Origin of the sequence: Leadbetterella sp. DM7, from assembly GCF_040829825.2 — a bacterium.
Lineage (GTDB): Bacteria > Bacteroidota > Bacteroidia > Cytophagales > Spirosomataceae > Leadbetterella.
The window spans coordinates 96,381-113,301 of sequence record NZ_JBFOLH020000001.1 but is presented as its reverse complement, the minus strand read 5'-3'; the positions used below and the strand labels follow the sequence as shown (position 1 = coordinate 113,301).

Here is a 16,921-nt window from a genome sequence, read left to right as displayed (position 1 = left end):
TTTTTATTTTAGTTTATAGCCAGATTTTTGATCTCACCCCTGGCTTTCATTAATTCAATTTCAGCTACTTTGAATTGCAGCAGCGCATCGCTGTAAGCATTTTGTGTGCTGGTCAGCTCTGATTCTGCATTGAGCAGGTCGGTCAGGTTGACCAGGCCCAGGCGGAAGTTATTGTTGATGTTGTCATACACTTCTTTGGCCAGCTCCAGGTTGGCCCGCTGGTTCTGGATAGCTTCAATGCTGTTCTGCATTTGAATTTTGGCATTGTCATAGGCCATTTTCAGGGCGTTGGAGGTCATGTTGATCTCCTCCTGGTTTTTCAGGATATCCACTTTGGCCTGATCCACCCGGGCTCTTTTGGCGCCACCGTCATAAATCGGGATATGAATGTTTAACGTGAAATTCAGCGTGCTGTAGTTCAGGGCGTTGCCGGTATACAGGTTGAACCGGTTGCTTTGGGTGTTCTGCATGTACTGGCCGCTGATGGAGGCTGTAGGGAAGAACTCGGCTCTTTTGGCATCGCGGTTGAGGCCCAGGAGCTGTTCCTGCTTGCGCAGCACCTTAACGCTCAGAAGCGACTCAACGTCCAGCTGAGGATCAACCTTCAGGGTAGCTACCAGTGATTCGAGCTTCTGAATGTCTTCATCCGGCAGCACAATGCTCTCTGACATGGGCATGGCCATTGAATATTTCAGCACGTTTTTCTGAAGCTCAATGGCATTCAACAGCTGGGCTTTCTGGGTTTCGAGATTCACCCGGTTCACTTTGATCCGGTCTACATCGATTTTCCGGCCGAGCCCGTTTTCGTACAGGCCCTGCAGCACCTCCTGGAGCTTGCTGATGCGCGCCAGGTTGTCATCAATCAGTCCCAGCTTATGCTGGTTCACCAGCACCTGGTAGTAATTGGTAGCTACCTGCTGAACCACGTTCTCTTCGCTGAGATCCTTCATCAGGTTATAAAATTCAGCACTGCTGCGTGCGGCTTTCAGGCCCGTAAAAAGCTGCTGGTTATACAGCTGCTGGCTGAGCTGGAGGTTGGTCATGGCGTTCCAGGTTTGTCCTGCCTTGATGGCGATGAACTCGCCCGGTGTACCGCCGAAAGCCTCTGCAGGCAGTACAAATTGCTGTACCACAGGGTTTAGCGTAATGCTGGAAACGGCGCTCAGCTGGGGTTTGGCACTTGCTCTTGTCTCCTTGACCACGTTCAGGCCGTTTTCAATATCCAGGCGTGCCTTTTTGATGGTCTCACTGTTCGCCAGCGAATATTTAATGGCCTCCTGTAAGGTGAGTGTTGTTTGTCCGTTAGACCGGAGTGCGGAAACCAACAGGAATATCCCCGCAATTAAAATTCTTGATTTCATCCAATGAGTGTTTTGTTGAACTGTAAAAACAGTGTTAATCAGTTAAGTATAGCTTTATACTGTATTTCGGGGGGCAAAGTTCGGTAAGTTTTTTTTCCATAAAAATATAAATTCGTTTAAACGGACATTTTTGAGTTTGAAATTCATGGTTACAGGCACAAAGATGACAGCAGCGGGTGACAACCTTATGTCAGCAGGCTGTGCTGATTTTGAACCGGAGAGCTTCATTTTCCTTCCAGCCAGTTCATCAGCGGGGTATGTTTTTCCTTGCTTACGGTGATGGTTTCTTCATGCGGAATGCTCAGGATAAGGGCCAGCTTCCGGGCACCGTAGTTCTCTATTGACCGGATGGCGCTGCGGTTCACCAGGTATTGGCGGTTGGCCCGGAAGAAGCCTGAGCCCAGCCTCGACTCCAGGTCATCCAGCGTGCGGGTGATAAAATACGACTTCTCGTCAAAGGTTTTGAGCAGGATGGTTTCGTTGCGTATACAGATCAGCGCAATGTCTTTTTCAGAAACGGGAATGATCTGGTCTTTGTAATGCACCAGTACCGAGGTGATACGGGGGCGCTGATCCAGTGCGTACAACAGGGCCTCCAGGTTATTAGGAGAGGGAGCCAGCATCTTTTTCAGGTTTTTGTATTTGTCGAGCGCGGTTCTGATGGTATGGACAGAAAACGGCTTCAGGATGTAATCAATACCGTTGGTTTTGAAGGCATTCAGCGCATATTCATCGTAAGCCGTGCAGAAAATCACCGGGATTTCAGATTTTCTTTCCCGGAAGATCTCGAAGCTGAGACCATCACCCAGCTGGATGTCGGAGAAGATCAGGTCGGCTTCTACCGGCCCGTTAAAATAATTCAGAGCCTCTTTTACCGAACTCAGCGTGGCCACAATCTCGGCCCCCGGTTCTGAGCGCTGTATGGTTTCTGCCAGGTCTTCGGCAGTAAGCTTTTCGTCTTCAATGATGATGATTTTCATAATTCTACGGTTTCAATGGTGGGAGATAGCAGGTTTTCGGCATCGAGAAGCTTGATCTTTACAATAAATTCCTCCCGGTTTTCGATGATCTGAACGGTGTCTCCCGAAAGAATCCGGTACCGTTCGGAAAGATTGCTGAGTCCGTTCCCGGTAGACTCCGACAACGACCTCTTGGGTTGCAGGTTATTTTTTACTTCGACCCATCCGCCGGTATCCGAGATCTGTATATGCAGGGGCGAAACGGCGGTTAATTCATTGTGCTTGATGGCATTTTCCAGCAGGGGCTGCAGCGAAAAAACAGGCAGGTAACCGGCCTCTTTATCGGTAATATTCACCTCGTAACGAAGCGCATTCCCGAAGCGGATCTTCTGCATCTCCATGTAATCGTGGCAGATTTTCAATTCTTCTGCCAGCGGAACCAGCACTTTTTTGTTCTGGGTGACCGAAGCCCGCAGGAAATCGGAAAGGCTGATCAGGTATTCTTCAGCCGTATCCGGGTATTTCCGGATCAGCGATTTGAGTACATTCAGCGCATTGAAAAGAAAATGCGGCTGGATCTGCTGCCGCAATAGCTGGTTGACGGTTTCGGCATTGACTGTACGCAGGTGCGAGTTTTCCAGGTCTACCTTTACCTTCATATCCTGGAGAATAATAAAATTATGCAGGAAATAGGTCATGGTATAAATGACCGTGCTGGCAATAAAAAAGAAAAGGTATATCCAATTGCCCAGCCGGGCCATTTCTTCACGAACAAATACGGCCGATATAAAACCTTTGTCGACCAGGTAAGCATACAGGAAATGGAACCCGAAGAAAATAGCGGTTGTGCAAATAACGCCGCAGAGAAAATGCTGTTTGTTGTTGATCGATACGTAGCTGTCGCGGAGCGGGCTTTTGTTGTAAAACCCTTTGAGCAGGCAGAGGTTAAGCAGGCTGAAACTGTAAAAAAGCAGGAAATTGCTTATCACCCGGTATATGACCGAAGACCAGATCTCTTCCTGCATAAAAGACCCCAGAAAAGAAATCAGCGAAACCGTGAGGGCAAAGACGAAGCTGTATTTCAGAATATTGTGAACAGGAATTTCATAATCTTTCATACGGCAAAGGTACAGCAATAGCTCCGGCCGGTAAAGTATATTTGTTGCAAAGCGGACAAAACCGGCTGTGAGTCAACCGGGTGGCAGAGGCAGGAGGGAAGACACGGAGCAGGCTCTTTTTACCGGCATATTCTTAAAAATTTAGTTACTATTGCCTGCTCTTCTGAATTATTTGTAAATTACGGCCGGTTCCGGTGCTACACAAAATGTCCGGAGAACATGTAAACAACCAACATTTCAGACATGAAACGACAAATCATCTGCCTGGTACTCATTTCACTGGTAAGCTCGTGGACATTTGCGCAAAAAATTGATTTATCCGATAAGCTACCCATGGACCCCGCCGTGAGAACAGGAAAGCTGCCTAACGGGCTCACCTATTACATCCGGAAAAATACCGAACCTAAAAACCGGGCGGAGCTCCGGCTGGTGGTTAAGGCAGGGTCTATCCTTGAAACGGAAGAGCAACGCGGACTTGCCCATTTTATGGAGCACATGAATTTTAACGGCACCACGAATTTCCCCAAAAATGAGCTGGTGAATTTCCTGGAGAAAAGCGGGATCAAGTTTGGCGCCGACCTCAATGCCTATACCGGGTTTGATGAAACCGTATATATGCTGCCTGTACCTACCGATACCCTCGGCAAGCTGGAAAAATACCTTTCCGTACTGGCCGACTGGTCGGGTAACGCTACCCTGGATCCGGCCGAGATCGACAAAGAGCGGGGAGTGATCATGGAGGAAGCCCGCCTGGGGAAAGGAGCCGGGCAGCGCATCAATGATAAGCTCTACCCCGTGGTATTCCGGGGCTCGCGCTATGCCGAACGTTTGCCGATAGGGCTGGAAAATGTTATCCTGCATGCGCCGTATGACCAGTTTAAGAAATTTAAGGAAGAGTGGTACCGGCCTAACCTGCAGGCTGTGGTGGCGGTAGGTGATTTTGACCCGGCCGTGGTGGAAGGCATGATCAAAAAGCTTTTCAGCGGGTTTAAAAACCCGGCAAAACCCCGGCCGAGAACCCGGTACACCGTGCCGCTGTCAGGTGGAACAGATGCCGTGGTGATCACCGACAAGGAACAACCTTACAGTATGGTGCAGCTCTTCTACCTGCAGCCCGAACGGAAGGAGATCACGGCTGCCAACCGCCGCGAAGCCATCATTCGTTCGCTGTTTAATACCATGATCAGCCGAAGGCTGAGCGAGCTGCAGCAGAAGGCTGATCCGCCTTTCCAGTTCGGAATGAGCGGTTATTCTTCTTTCCTGGCCGGGCTGGATGCCCTGAACGCAATAGCCGTAGCCAAAGGAAACGACGTGGAGAAAGCCCTGATCGCTGTGCTGGATGAAAATCATCGGGCCGCTCAGTTCGGCTTTACCGGGGGTGAGCTTGAAAGAGCAAAACTGTCGTACAAAACCGGTGTGGAAAAGCAGTTTGCCGAGAGAGATAAGACGAGGTCGGCTTCGTATGTGGATGAGCTGGTGCAATGTTTTCTTGATGACGTGGTGATGACCGATATTTCGTACGATAAGGCCTTTGTTGACCAATACCTCGACGGCATCGGGCTGGAAGAGGTGAACGCCTTTGTAAAGCAGGTCATCACCAAAGAAAACCGGGTACTGGCCCTGATCGGGCCTGAAGCGGCCAAAGATGCCCTGCCCGGGCCAGACCGCTTAAAGCAATTGCTGGATAACACCGGTTCAGCCGTTACCGCCTATGTGGATGAGGCTGTGGCCGCATCGCTGGTAGAGAAAATTCCGGCACCGGGAAAGATCCGTTCGGAAAAACAGGTGCCGGAAGTGGGTGTCACCGAGCTCATTTTTGAGAACGGGGTGAAGGTCAACCTGAAGCCTACCGACTTTAAGAACGATGAGATCGTATTTCGCGGAAGCCGGTGGGGAGGCACCTCGCTGTATCCGGATGCAGAAGCCGATAACGCAACGTACGCTTCCTTTGTAGCTTCAAACAGCGGAAACGGGAACCTGACCGTGCCGCAGCTTACTAAATTTATGGCAGGCAAGGTGGCACGCGTCAATGTTACGATAGGAAATATCTCGGAAAATATCTCGGGCATGGCCAGCGTGAAAGACTTCGAGACCGCGCTTCAGCTGCTATATAATAAATTTACGAACAATCACCTCGACAAAGAGGTGGTTGCCGGAGCCATAGGAAACCAGCGCGACTACCTGGCCAACCTGGAAGCCACCCCCACACCGGAAAAGGTGTACAGCGACACGCTTCAGTCGGTTATTTACAATCATAACCCCCGTGTGCGACCCATGACCTCTGCGCGCTGGGCAGCCCTTGACCCTGAACGGTCTATGGAGATTTTCAAAGAACGTTTCGCCGATGCGTCAGGCTTTGAGTTCACTTTTGCAGGAAACTTTGATGTGGAAAAGATGAAACTCCTGCTGGCCGTTTATCTCGGAAGTCTGCCGTCAACCGGTAAAAAACCGGCTTATAAAGACCTGGGCCTGTACCCGGCAGAAGGAAAAATAGCCAAAACCGTGAAAAAGGGAAGCGAAGACAAGGCCAATGTTACCCTGATCTTGTCCGGTGAATATGCGGCAAACGATACCGACGAGCTGTTGCTTTCGGCAGTAGGGGAGATCCTGCAGATCAAGCTGACCGAGAAGCTGCGCGAGGAAGAAGGCGGGGTATACTCGCCGTATGCCAGCATGCGGTATAACCGGTTCCCGTCGGCCCGCTACCAGCTGATAGTAGGTTTCGGCTGTGCTCCGGCCAATGTGGAGAAGCTGGTAGCCCTTACGCTGGAAGAGATCCGGAAAATCCGGGAAAACGGGGGCTCCCGCGAAGACATTGAAAAGTATGTCAGTAACGAAAAGCTGAATTTCCAGACCAACCTGAAAAATAATAATTACTGGGTAAGCGCGTTAGCCGATAAATACCAGAAGGACGGCGACATCCGGACCATCCCGTATGCCGATAAAAACCTGGAAAAAGTAACGGTGGAAAGTACGCGGGCGATTGCGCAGAAATACCTGGAGGGTGAAAACTTTATCCGTGTGGTACTTTTGCCGGAAAACACCCCTCCCCATTAAACCCTTTTTAACTATGGCACTTACAGCATCCAATATGATGAACTTAGGGACAGCGGCGCCTGGCTTCTGTCTGCCGGATGTCATTAGCGGGAAAGAGCTTTCGCTCGAAGAGCTCCGGGGTACAAAAGGTACGCTCATCATGTTTATTTGTAACCATTGTCCCTATGTGATCCATGTAATGCCGGAGATCATCCGCCTGGCCGCCGATTACCGGTCACAGGGCATCGGGTTGGTGGCCATCAGCTCGAACGATGTGGTGGCGTATCCCGAAGACTCCCCGGGGAAAATGAAGGAATTTGCCGGCACCTGGGAAATGGCGTTTCCGTACCTGTACGATGAAACGCAGCAGGTGGCCCGGGCTTATGATGCTGCCTGTACGCCTGATTTCTATTTGTTTGACAGCGAGTTAAAGCTGGCTTATCGTGGCCGGCTTGATGAGTCGCGGCCGCGGGTGGAGAACCCGAAACCCCTGACCGGGAAAGACCTGAGAGGAGCGCTGAATGCGCTTTTGTCGGGTCAGCTTCTCTCCGAAATCCAGTTTCCGAGCATGGGTTGCAATATCAAATGGAAGAGCTAGCTTTTGTTGCCAAAAACCTCCTGTACGGCTTTGAGGAAGTCCCGGCCGAATTTTACGCAGGGTTCAAGGTGGTTGCCCTCGGCCCACTCGTTCCAGGAGTTGACAAAAACAATCTGCTCTTCTTCCGGGAAATCTTTTACATCGTTCAGGGCATCAACCAGTGATGCTTTAAAGTCTTCCACGTTCTGGTTGGCCAGGATCACGGCATTTTTCCCTTTCCTTGCCGTGTTATCAAACCCCACCATGGGGCAGGGGAAACCTTTGTACCGGATCTTGTGGATACGGGCCCTTTCTTTGTACTGCTTATAATCGTATACTTTCAACGTAGGGTTAAGAATGCCCTGCATCAGGTTCCGGATCATCCGTTTGGGGGTGAAGCCGTCTATCCAGAACTCCGACAACAGGTTATGGCGGGTCTGGAAATGAATGGCGCAGTCGAAACCGATATCTGCCGGGTTTTTATCCGGGTCGTGCGAGTTGCTCCCCACAAAATAAGGTTTCGGGATCCCGTTTTCCCGGCACACCTCTTCAAAAATGGCAATCATACGAGGGGCATCCGGGAGATCAAAAGGCTTGTAGACCAGGAACAGGGGGCGCCCGTTGATCTTGATATATCTTTCGTCTTTGAATGAACTCACCAGCCACTCGGCATGTGCGCGGTGGTCTTCATCGCTGTATTTCTGTTCGATCAGCTTGACACTTTCCTGCTCTTTGCCTTCCCACCGCCGCGACCAGCTTTCGTTGGCCCAGAAGTAGCAGAAAGGAAAATCGGGCTTCCCGGAGGCAAGCACTTCATCAATGGGCTGATGGAGCAGTCTTTTTCCTGAAAACCAGTAATGGTAATAGCAGAAACCGTCTATACCGTATTCACGGGCCATTTGCGCCTGGGCCTCGCGGGTTTCCGGTACTCTTAAATCATAATAGCCGTTATCGGTGGGAAGCTGAGGCTGGTAATGCCCTTTAAACAGGGGCCGGGCCGCTGAAACATTGGTCCATTCTGTAAATCCTTTCCCCCACCAGGCGTCATTTTCAGGAACAGGATGGTACTGCGGCAAATAAATTGCTAAGGCTTTTGGCATTTACTTTTTCAAAAGATTAGTTACGAACGGAGGCAGCACCTGGCCTACTAACCAGTTAAAGTTCTTCTTCACTTTTACTCCATCATAATTATCCCTGTTGAACTGTATTCCTTCCGGAATTTTCTCTCCCGGCCGTGCCAGGAAGAGCGTGGATTTTTTACCGGGCATGATTTCTCCTTCGGGCCGGCCTACCGTAAAGTAGAAGAGGCCGATGGATTTCCGGCTCATACCTTCCGGGCAGCTGATGATCTCCGGAATGCCGTGGTAATTGTAATCCGTAACATCAAAAACGACGAGGCGGTTAAACAGCGGTGCTATTTTTACTTCGCAGCGGGTCATGTCGGTATCCCAGAGTTCCAGGTCGCCGTTGTATTCAGGTTTCCAGTCTTTATTCAGGTAGAGTATAGCATTGATACGCCGGGAAAGATGCGGAAGCTTCCCGTGCATGTTGAAGTCGGCATGTACTCCCAGTTTGCCTCCGCGTTTCAGCTGGTGAAGCCCGCCACCCACAAAATAGGGGTCAGGCATAAGGTTTTTGATGCCGGTAAGCGTTTCCAGGAAATAGATGAAAGGGGCAGAATTGAACTGGTATAGCAACCGGGAAGTAAAGTCGGAAACTTTCTCTTCTCCCTGGGCTTCCAGTTTGCCCTCAAAATAATTTTCGTATTCTTTCCAGATTTTCACCTCCGGACTGGGGAATTCAGCCAGAACCTGTTCCAGGGGTTCCGGATCCATAAAGTTATCAATAGCAATGTGTGGAAAGGGTTGGGCGCTTTTGTATTCTTTTGCTTTTGATCTGGCAAGTTTTTCCAGCTCCCCTGTATTGAAATATAACTTCATCTGAATCAGCAAAAATCTGGTAATCGGATAGACTTTAAAAAAAGTGTTTTCCGTGTTTCAAACGACAAATATACAATTTAAAAAGTGATTGCACTCATTAAAAACAACTTAAATAATTGGATTTCCTTCTGATGGTCAGGGGTAATTATTGCTTTTGGTCTTCGGAAACGGCCTATTCCTCGTCAGATTCCAGTGTTCGTGTGATCTTGTCAATGTTGAGGCTGTTGGCCATGGCCGTAAATATCTCATAATAGGTTCCCTTTCTGTCGAAGAGCTCTTCGTGAACACCACTTTCTACTGCCCGGCCCTGCTCCATAACCACTATGTTGGTGGCATCAATGATCTGGGAAATGCTGTGAGAAATGATGATGACCGTGCGGTTGGCTTTGATGGCGTCAAGGCTTTTTTTGATCTGTTCGGTAGCAATGGCGTCGAGGCTGGCGGTAGGCTCATCCAGGAAAATAATGGGCGGGTTTTTAAGAAACAGGCGGGCTATGGCGATCCTTTGCTGCTGTCCGCCTGACAGAGACCGGGCATCAGATGCGTAGCCTTCGGGCAAAAGCATGATCTGGTCGTGTATATATGCTTTTTTAGCCGCTTCTTCCACTTCATTATCAGAGGCGTCGGGTAAGCCATAACGAATGTTCTCGGCTATGGTACCTTTAAAAATGTGGTTTTTCTGCAGCACCAGCCCGATGTTCTTGCGGAGCTCCGTGGTATCGTAATCTGCCAGGTCTACACCGTCTATAAAGATCTTGCCCCGGGTGGGTTCATAGAATTTATCCAGCAGGTTCACCACCGTGCTCTTCCCTGCACCGCTGAGCCCCACCAGGGCGGTGGTTTCGTCGGGCGGGATAACCATGCTGACGTTAAAGAGGGCCTGGGTGCCGTTGGGGTACACAAAATCTACGTTTCTCAGCTCAATTTTGCCTTTTACCTTTTTAGGAATGTAGGTTCCGCTGTTTTCAATCTCCTGATCCGATTCCAGGATGTCGAAGAATCCTTCAGAATAGATCAGCGCATCGTTTACCTCGTCGTAAATCCGGTGGAGCTGCCGGATGGGTGCAGAGATATTCCCGAAAAGCATCACATGGAACATGATGGCTCCGATGGTCATTCTGCCTTCCAGCACAAACCAGGCGGTTAGGATAATGATGACCACCACGCCTACCTGTTCGATCAGGCTCTTGACGCTGTCAAAGATAAAGGCTGTTTTGCGGGTCTCCAGCTGGTTGTTAGTCATGTCGTGCTGGATGACCCGGTGCTTCTCGGCCTCGGTAGACTCGCGTACAAATGACTTGATCACGGTAATCGACTCAATGAGGCTGATGATGCTGTGGTTTTTGGTTTCGCGGTAATTGCGCATTTTTCGCCGGAAGCCGCTCAGCTTAGTGGCCTGGTACTGGCTGATATAGAAGTACACGGGTACAATGCTGAGGCTGACCAGCCCGATCCAGAAGTTGGCTGAAAACATGGCAATCAGCGCCACAATGGCATTGGCAAACAGCGGAAAGATATCAATAAAGAAATTTTGTACGAGGCGGGTAAGGCTGCTGATACCGGTATCAATCCGGGTTTGGAGCTTACCGCTTTCGTTTTCTGCAGAAGTGTAAAAAGCCAGGCGGTACGTCAGGATCTTTTCCACGATAGACTGGGAGAAATCGCGGGCAATCAGGATCCGCAGCCTTTCACCGTAATATTTTTGCCCGAATTGCACCAGGGAGTTGACCACTTCCTTGCCCAGGAGGATACTGCTGATCACCGTCAGGAGGGAGAATCCTTTACTCAGCGGTTCTTTGGCCACCATCAAATCCGAGATGGAATCAACGGTGAAACGAAGGATGTAGGCGTTTACCTGGGCGGCAAATGAACCGATGACCGTAAGGGTGAGCGTCAGGATCACCAGTGTATTGTACGGCTTAACAAAGGGCCGGAGCTTTTTATATAGTGCAGTTAAAGTCAAGTTCCCGGTTTGAATTAGAACCCAAACCTACAAAAAATAAAAATTCGCCGGAATAAGAACACGACATTTAAGGGGAATCTGCAAGCCAACCGGGATAATTCTTATATTTACCATGATTTTCCTGGTGGATAGATTAAAATACTTGTAATATACACTAACTTGAAGTTTAATAGAAGAGGACATCTAACCAAAACACAATTCATTTCCTTTAAAGATTTTGAGGACTTTTTTGGTAACAACAGCTTTTATAAAAGGCCTTTAATATTGGAAGAGTTTAAAGAATATTTATTAGGCCTTCCTGGGATATTAAAACAGGATATAATTTCTATTTGGGTTAACGGGAGCTTTGTGACAGATGAATTGGAACCAAAAGATATAGATTTTCTTGTATTTGTTGACAAAACCATTCCTGATTTTGCGACTATAATAACCGATTTTACAAAGCGTTTTAATTATATTGACGTATATTTTGTTCCATGTGATGATGATAAAAACACATTTGACGATTGGGTTAATTATTGGAAATATAGTTTTTCACATAGTGCAGATGGAATACATCGAAAAGGTTTTTTGAAACTGAATTTAATGATTAAGAATGGGTTAATCATTGACCATGAATAAGTGATTTATATATTTTTTCTTAAAAAATGAAATTAAAAACATTAATCAGTAACTCCTCTGAAAAATATGATAAAGAAATTAGCATATTGAATCATATTATTTCTGTAGCAGAGAGTAAAAATCCCCAATATGGTACACCTGCTTTCCTGACCCTTCAACAAATGAAGAAAAGAAGGGAGGCAATTTATCTTGCCATACAGGAACCGGAATGAAAAAAATCCGGATCAAAACCGGTGGGGCAATTACTTTTTCACCTTCAAAAGTCTTTTCGTCAGGTACCTGCGCACCGGCTCATCGTACAATTTTAAGGAAATCCAGGCCAATAGAATGCTTCCTGCCACCAGCGCGGCAGCTCCCGGGAGGGATTCCATAAAGGTTAGGTTTTCATTTTTAACCCAGGCATAGTACCCGTAAATAAAGGGGTAATGTACCATGTACAGGGGGTAGGAGATGTCACCCAGGAATTTGCATACCCGGTTTGTGGCTTCGTTCGTGATCCTGGCGGAGGCACCGAAGTAAACCAGCAGGGGAAAAACCAGGATCACGCACAGGGCATCGTATAAGCCGTTCATCCAGAAGTTTTCAGTACCACCGATCCGGGGAATGGCCGAAAGAATAACAATGACCAGGCTACCTGTCCAAAAGACTCCTTTTACCTTCGCAGGCTTAAAGAGGCGGGACAGCAGCAGGCCGGCCGGGAAGGCAAACAGCAGCCGTAAAGAGCCGCCCAGCATGCCCGCAGGTGTCATGGAGAATCCTACGCATAAATCGCCTTCAGGCCCGAACATGGCATAAGCGGCCAGTCCGGCACCTGCAAGCAGAACCAGTACCGAAAGCGCCCGGGTAGAGAGCTTACGGATAAGAAAGATATAGAGGATATTGCCTGCATATTCAAAAAACAACGACCAGCTGGGCCCGTTCAGAGGGTACATTTCACCCACTCCCCGTATCTCGGAACCGGGCGTGGCCGGAATCAGGAAAATATTCAGCAGGGTAGCTACGATCAGCATGGATACGGATATCAGCGATACATCCCAGACTTCACAGCCCTGCAGGTAAAATAAAGCAGCTCCGATAAGGGCGCCCAATACCACCATGGGATGCAGGCGTATAATCCTGCGTTTCAGAAAGTTTACGGTGGTCATGTTTTTGTTATCATACGCATAACCCATCACAAAGCCGGAAAGGATAAAGAAGAAATCCACCGCCAGGTAGCCGTGATTAATATTCTGGTCTAAATGACTGGTGGCAAAGGCCTCGAATACGTGAAAGCAGAGAACCGTCAGGGCTGCCACCCCGCGGAATCCGTCAAGTATGTTGTAATGGGGTTTAGTATCTGAAAATGCGGAAGAAGGTGCTGCCATTATGCTGTTTTTATGTTTACTGAGGTTTTTGAGGGGCCAAAATACGAAATTAATTCTGTATTGAGGCTAAACGTTTCCGGGGTAGTATAGTCCAATAGCTATATATCATTATTAAGAATAATATAAAATGAAAAATCTGCTTCTTCCGGCTTTGATAATTTTCGGGATTTCCTGCACCCGCCATACGTATAATCAGCATAACAGCATGAATTCTCTCGACTGGGCAGGGCGGTATGAAGGTATACTACCCGGTAAAGGTAATGTTTCGGAAACTGTAATATTGGTATTGAAACAAGATCTTTCCTATGAAATGATACGCAACGGGCAAAGGTCAGAAGGAGGATTTAACTGGGCGCCTGACGGCGGAACTATCGTTATTCCGGGTGAGTCATTGTATTTATTTGCAGGAGAGAATTTTATGAAAGCAGTTAACCGGAAGGGGAAAGAAGTGGACGGGAGCAGGTACCGGCTCGAAAAAACGGCGGATACCGGTATCCGTGAAAAATACTGGAAACTCATAGAGCTGTACGGCCGGCCGGTAACCGTTCGGGAAGGGGGCCGGGAGCCTCACCTGATTATCCGGCAGGAAGAAAACCGGGTAACGGGGAATAGCGGATGTAACAGCTTTGGCGGCACCTGTGAGCTGAATGAAGCTACCGGGCGGGTCCGTTTTTCGAAGATTGCTGCCACGCAAATGGCCTGTATGGGTGAAAATGTAGAAGGAGAATTCTTTAAAGTGCTGGGTGAGGCGGATAACTTCACTACAGACGGCAGGTTTCTCAGCCTGAATAAGGCCCGGATGGCGCCGCTGGCACGTTTTGAAGTGGTGTACCTGAAATAAGAGGCGCCGGGTTTCCGGTTATGCCGTTCGGTTCTCAGTTACGCCCGGTTCTCGTCTTCGCTCGATTCTCGACTACGCTCGAACTGACACGCCACAAACGCTACCTGTCAATTCGAGCGAAGACGAGAATCGAGCGAAGACGAGAACCAGGCATAATCAAAAATCAAGTATGGTCAAAAACCAGATGTAGTTAAAAATACCCCTTTACAGCTCCTTCGCCCCCTTCACGATCTCATCTACCACGCCCGGATCCAGCAGGGTAGAGGTATCTCCCAGGTTATTGTATTCTCCCTCGGCTATTTTCCGGAGAATACGGCGCATGATCTTCCCGGAACGGGTTTTCGGCAGCCCGCTTACAATCTGGATTTTATCGGGTTTGGCAATAGGCCCGATGATCCGGGAAACGGTCATGAGGATGTCCCGCTTCATCATTGAATCTTCGTCCTGCGGTTCCTCACAGATCACAAAGGCATGAACACCCTGCCCTTTTACGTCGTGCGGGTAGCCCACCACTGCTGATTCTACCACTCCGGTGTGGCTGTTGATGGCGTTTTCCACTTCGGCCGTACCGATACGGTGTCCCGATACATTCAGCACGTCGTCCACACGGCCGGTAATCCGGTAGTAGCCGTCTTCGTCGCGCATACAGCCGTCGCCGGTAAAGTATTTTCCCGGGTAAGTGGAAAAGTACGTGCTTTTGCAGCGCTCGTGATCTCCCCAGGTGGTACGGATGATCGAGGGCCAGGGGTAAGTGATGCAGAGGTTCCCGTTCACCCCGTTCCCTTCAATGGTGCTGCCGTTCTCATCCACCAGCTCCAGCTGAACACCCGGCAGGGGCAGAGTGGCATACGACGGCTTGGTTTTTGTAATTCCTGCCAGCGGTGAGATCATAATCCCCCCGGTTTCGGTTTGCCACCAGGTATCTACAATGGGGCATTTTCCCTTCCCGATGTGATCGTTGTACCAATGCCAGGCTTCTTCGTTGATGGGCTCACCTACCGAACCCAGCACTTTCAGCGAACTCAGGTCTTTCCCTTCCAGGTATTCCAGGCCAAAGCCCATCAGCGAGCGTATGGCGGTGGGGGCGGTATAGAGGATATTTACTTTATGGCGGTCTACAATATCCCAGAGACGCCCGGCGTCGGGATAGGTGGGGATACCCTCAAACATGACGGTAATGGCACCCGATAGCAAGGGGCCGTACACCAGATACGAGTGGCCCGTAATCCAGCCCACATCGGCCGTACAGAAAAAGACGTCGCCCGGGTGGTACTGGAATACATTTTCAAAAGTGTAGGAAGTGAATACCATATAGCCGCCGCAGGTATGCACCACGCCCTTGGGCTTACCGGTAGAGCCCGATGTATACAGGATGAAGAGCGGGTCTTCCGAGTCCATTTCTTCGGCAGGGCATTCGGCTTCCACATGCTTCACCTCTGATTCCCACCAGTAATCTCTTCCCTTGATCATGGAAACCGGGGTACGGGTATGGGTGGCTACAATCACTTTTTTGACCGAAGGACACGCCACCAGGGCGTCGTCTACAGTTTCTTTCATAGGGATGTTCTTGGCACCCCTTACCGCACCGTCAGTGGTGACTACCAGCTCACACTGGGAGTCGTTGATACGGTCAGAGATAGATTGGGCCGAAAAGCCACCGAAAATGACCGAGTGAATGGCCCCGATACGTGCACAGGCCAGCACCGCCACAGCCAGCTCCGGGATCATGGGCATATAGATACAAACCCGGTCACCTTTCGTTACACCGTGTTTTTTCAGTACGTTTGCGAAGCGGCATACCCGGTCGAGCAGCACTTTATAGGTGATGATCTCCGGCTCATCTTCCGGGTCATTCGGCTCCCAGATCAGGGCCGGGTGGTTCGGTTTATTTTCTGCGTGCCGGTCCAGGCAGTTCTCGGTAATATTGAGCTTCCCGTTCCGGAACCATTTTACATTATAATCGTCAAAGCTCCAATCCAGTACTTTGGTCCAGGGTTTTTTCCATCTGAATTCCTGGGCTATGGCTGCCCAGAATGTTTTGGGGTCTTCTATGCTGTCTTTGTAGGCCTCATGATAATCTTCAATTGTTCTTATTCTCATTTTTTCACTTAAGGTTAAAATGTAAAAGCAAATCTAAGGATTCACAGAAATTTATCCACTTCCTGGTAGGCGCGGATCACGGCTTTTTCTCCCTCAATCCCTTTGCCAAAGTTTCCGTGCTCCATGCCGAAGATGAACGACCTCCCCGATGCTTTGCCTTTCTGGTAAACATGCTTAAAAACATTTTTGTAGTTGATCTCACCGGTGGTGGGTTCTTTCCGGCCGGGCTCATCACCGATCTGGAAATAGGCGATCTCATCCCAGGCCCAGTCGATATGCTGGATCAGCCGGCCCTCATTTTTCTGCATGTGATAGATATCAAAAAGAATCTTGCAGGCGGGGCTGCCTACGGCCTTGCAGATCATATAGCCCTGGTCAGAGTGCCGCAGAAACAGGTCGGGGTTATCGCTCAGGGGTTCCATGACCATCACCAGCCCGTGCGGTTCAAAGATCTCTGCAGCCCTTTTGTAGGCTTCGATCACGTTTCCCGTTTGTATGCCCGGGGGCAGCTCACGGGCAAAATATCCCGGTACCACCGTCATGTATTTCCCGTTCACCCTTTTGGCTACCTCTACCGCTTCCCGGCATCGCTTCAGAAACGCATCGGTAAATTCTTTTTTCCCGGTGGTAAGTGAGGTTTTCCAGTTGTCGCCCGCATCAATAACAAATACGCCCATCTCCATATTGCGTTTGGCCAGGTGCTCCCCGATCTTTTTCTGGAGGTCCGGCGTTCGGTCCATCATGCCGTTATCCTCAAAAGAGCGGAAGCCGCTGGCCGCCATAAAGTCGAGTTGCGCAATGAGGTCTTCCCCGGCAGACTCTCTGAACATCCCGAAATGCGGGGCATAGCTGAGGTTGAAATTATATTTTTCTGCTACCGCTTCCCGGGCGTGCGAAACAAGGGGTATTCCGCCGATTCCTAGTAATGAGGTAGTTGTAATGGTACTTTTCAAAAATGAGCGTCGGGAGTTCATACTTGTACGTTTAGGTTTTCTTTTTATTCAGGTAAAATAAGAAAAAAAATATTGAAAATTTTAATTT

The 16,921-nt window shown here is 49.2% G+C and carries 14 protein-coding genes; 5 read left to right on the top strand and 9 right to left on the bottom strand.

Translation table 11 applies throughout. The features are described from left to right. Positions 1-8 precede the first annotated feature (8 nt). The 3 genes from AB2U10_RS00490 to AB2U10_RS00480 all read right to left on the bottom strand — a co-directional run bounded on the left by AB2U10_RS00490 (position 9) and on the right by AB2U10_RS00480 (position 3,438). Positions 9-1,361 (bottom strand): TolC family protein, encoded by a 1,353-nt coding sequence (locus AB2U10_RS00490; RefSeq protein ID WP_367914358.1) that lies wholly within the window; start codon positions 1,359-1,361, stop codon positions 9-11. Between the two features lie 224 nt (positions 1,362-1,585). Beyond that, complete coding sequence (locus AB2U10_RS00485; protein ID WP_367914359.1) at positions 1,586-2,341, bottom strand: LytR/AlgR family response regulator transcription factor; 756 nt, start codon at positions 2,339-2,341, stop codon at positions 1,586-1,588. Then, positions 2,338-3,438: a sensor histidine kinase gene (locus AB2U10_RS00480; protein ID WP_367914360.1), complete on the bottom strand. Its 1,101-nt coding sequence runs from the start codon at positions 3,436-3,438 to the stop codon at positions 2,338-2,340. The genes AB2U10_RS00485 and AB2U10_RS00480 overlap by 4 nt, the downstream gene beginning before the upstream one ends. Positions 3,439-3,681: 243 nt before the next feature. On the opposite strand from AB2U10_RS00480, the gene AB2U10_RS00475 reads away from it, so the two are divergent. Together AB2U10_RS00475 and AB2U10_RS00470 are read left to right on the top strand one after the other, a co-directional pair. After that, a complete protein-coding gene (locus tag AB2U10_RS00475; RefSeq protein WP_367914361.1) occupies positions 3,682-6,495 on the top strand; it encodes a M16 family metallopeptidase in 2,814 nt (937 codons plus the stop codon). A 13-nt stretch (positions 6,496-6,508) separates the two neighbouring features. Continuing rightward, positions 6,509-7,072 carry a thioredoxin family protein gene (locus tag AB2U10_RS00470; RefSeq protein ID WP_367914362.1) on the top strand — a complete coding sequence of 188 codons (564 nt, stop codon included), beginning with the start codon at positions 6,509-6,511 and terminating at the stop codon, positions 7,070-7,072. On the opposite strand, the gene AB2U10_RS00465 is transcribed toward AB2U10_RS00470, so the two are convergent. The 3 genes from AB2U10_RS00465 to AB2U10_RS00455 form a co-directional block, all read right to left on the bottom strand. Next, entirely contained in the window at positions 7,069-8,151 is a 1,083-nt protein-coding gene (locus AB2U10_RS00465; protein ID WP_367914363.1) for a glycoside hydrolase family 99-like domain-containing protein, read from the bottom strand. The genes AB2U10_RS00470 and AB2U10_RS00465 overlap by 4 nt on opposite strands. Continuing rightward, a complete protein-coding gene (locus AB2U10_RS00460; protein WP_367914364.1) occupies positions 8,152-8,991 on the bottom strand; it encodes a 2OG-Fe(II) oxygenase in 840 nt (279 codons plus the stop codon). A gap of 172 nt (positions 8,992-9,163) precedes the next feature. Further along, on the bottom strand, positions 9,164-10,954 hold the full coding sequence (locus AB2U10_RS00455; RefSeq protein WP_367914365.1) for an ABC transporter ATP-binding protein: 1,791 nt from the start codon (positions 10,952-10,954) through the stop codon (positions 9,164-9,166). 159 nt (positions 10,955-11,113) lie between these two features. Between AB2U10_RS00455 and AB2U10_RS00450 the strand changes: the two genes are divergently transcribed. Together AB2U10_RS00450 and AB2U10_RS00445 are read left to right on the top strand one after the other, a co-directional pair. Then, positions 11,114-11,575, top strand: coding sequence for a DUF6932 family protein (locus tag AB2U10_RS00450; protein ID WP_493820033.1), 462 nt, complete (start codon positions 11,114-11,116; stop codon positions 11,573-11,575). Positions 11,576-11,601: 26 nt separating this feature from the next. Beyond that, a complete protein-coding gene (locus AB2U10_RS00445; protein WP_367914367.1) occupies positions 11,602-11,787 on the top strand; it encodes a hypothetical protein in 186 nt (61 codons plus the stop codon). Between the two features lie 30 nt (positions 11,788-11,817). Here the strand turns inward: AB2U10_RS00445 and AB2U10_RS00440 are convergent, their stop codons facing one another. Beyond that, on the bottom strand, positions 11,818-12,939 hold the full coding sequence (locus AB2U10_RS00440; protein WP_367914368.1) for an acyltransferase family protein: 1,122 nt from the start codon (positions 12,937-12,939) through the stop codon (positions 11,818-11,820). Positions 12,940-13,066: 127 nt separating this feature from the next. On the opposite strand from AB2U10_RS00440, the gene AB2U10_RS00435 reads away from it, so the two are divergent. Next, a complete protein-coding gene (locus AB2U10_RS00435; protein WP_367914369.1) occupies positions 13,067-13,780 on the top strand; it encodes an META domain-containing protein in 714 nt (237 codons plus the stop codon). Positions 13,781-13,984: 204 nt separating this feature from the next. Here the strand turns inward: AB2U10_RS00435 and acs are convergent, their stop codons facing one another. Together acs and AB2U10_RS00425 are read right to left on the bottom strand one after the other, a co-directional pair. Then, a complete protein-coding gene (gene acs / locus AB2U10_RS00430; protein WP_367914370.1) occupies positions 13,985-15,880 on the bottom strand; it encodes an acetate--CoA ligase in 1,896 nt (631 codons plus the stop codon). A 41-nt stretch (positions 15,881-15,921) separates the two neighbouring features. Next, positions 15,922-16,854 (bottom strand): hydroxypyruvate isomerase family protein, encoded by a 933-nt coding sequence (locus AB2U10_RS00425; protein ID WP_367914371.1) that lies wholly within the window; start codon positions 16,852-16,854, stop codon positions 15,922-15,924. Positions 16,855-16,921: the final 67 nt, after the last annotated feature.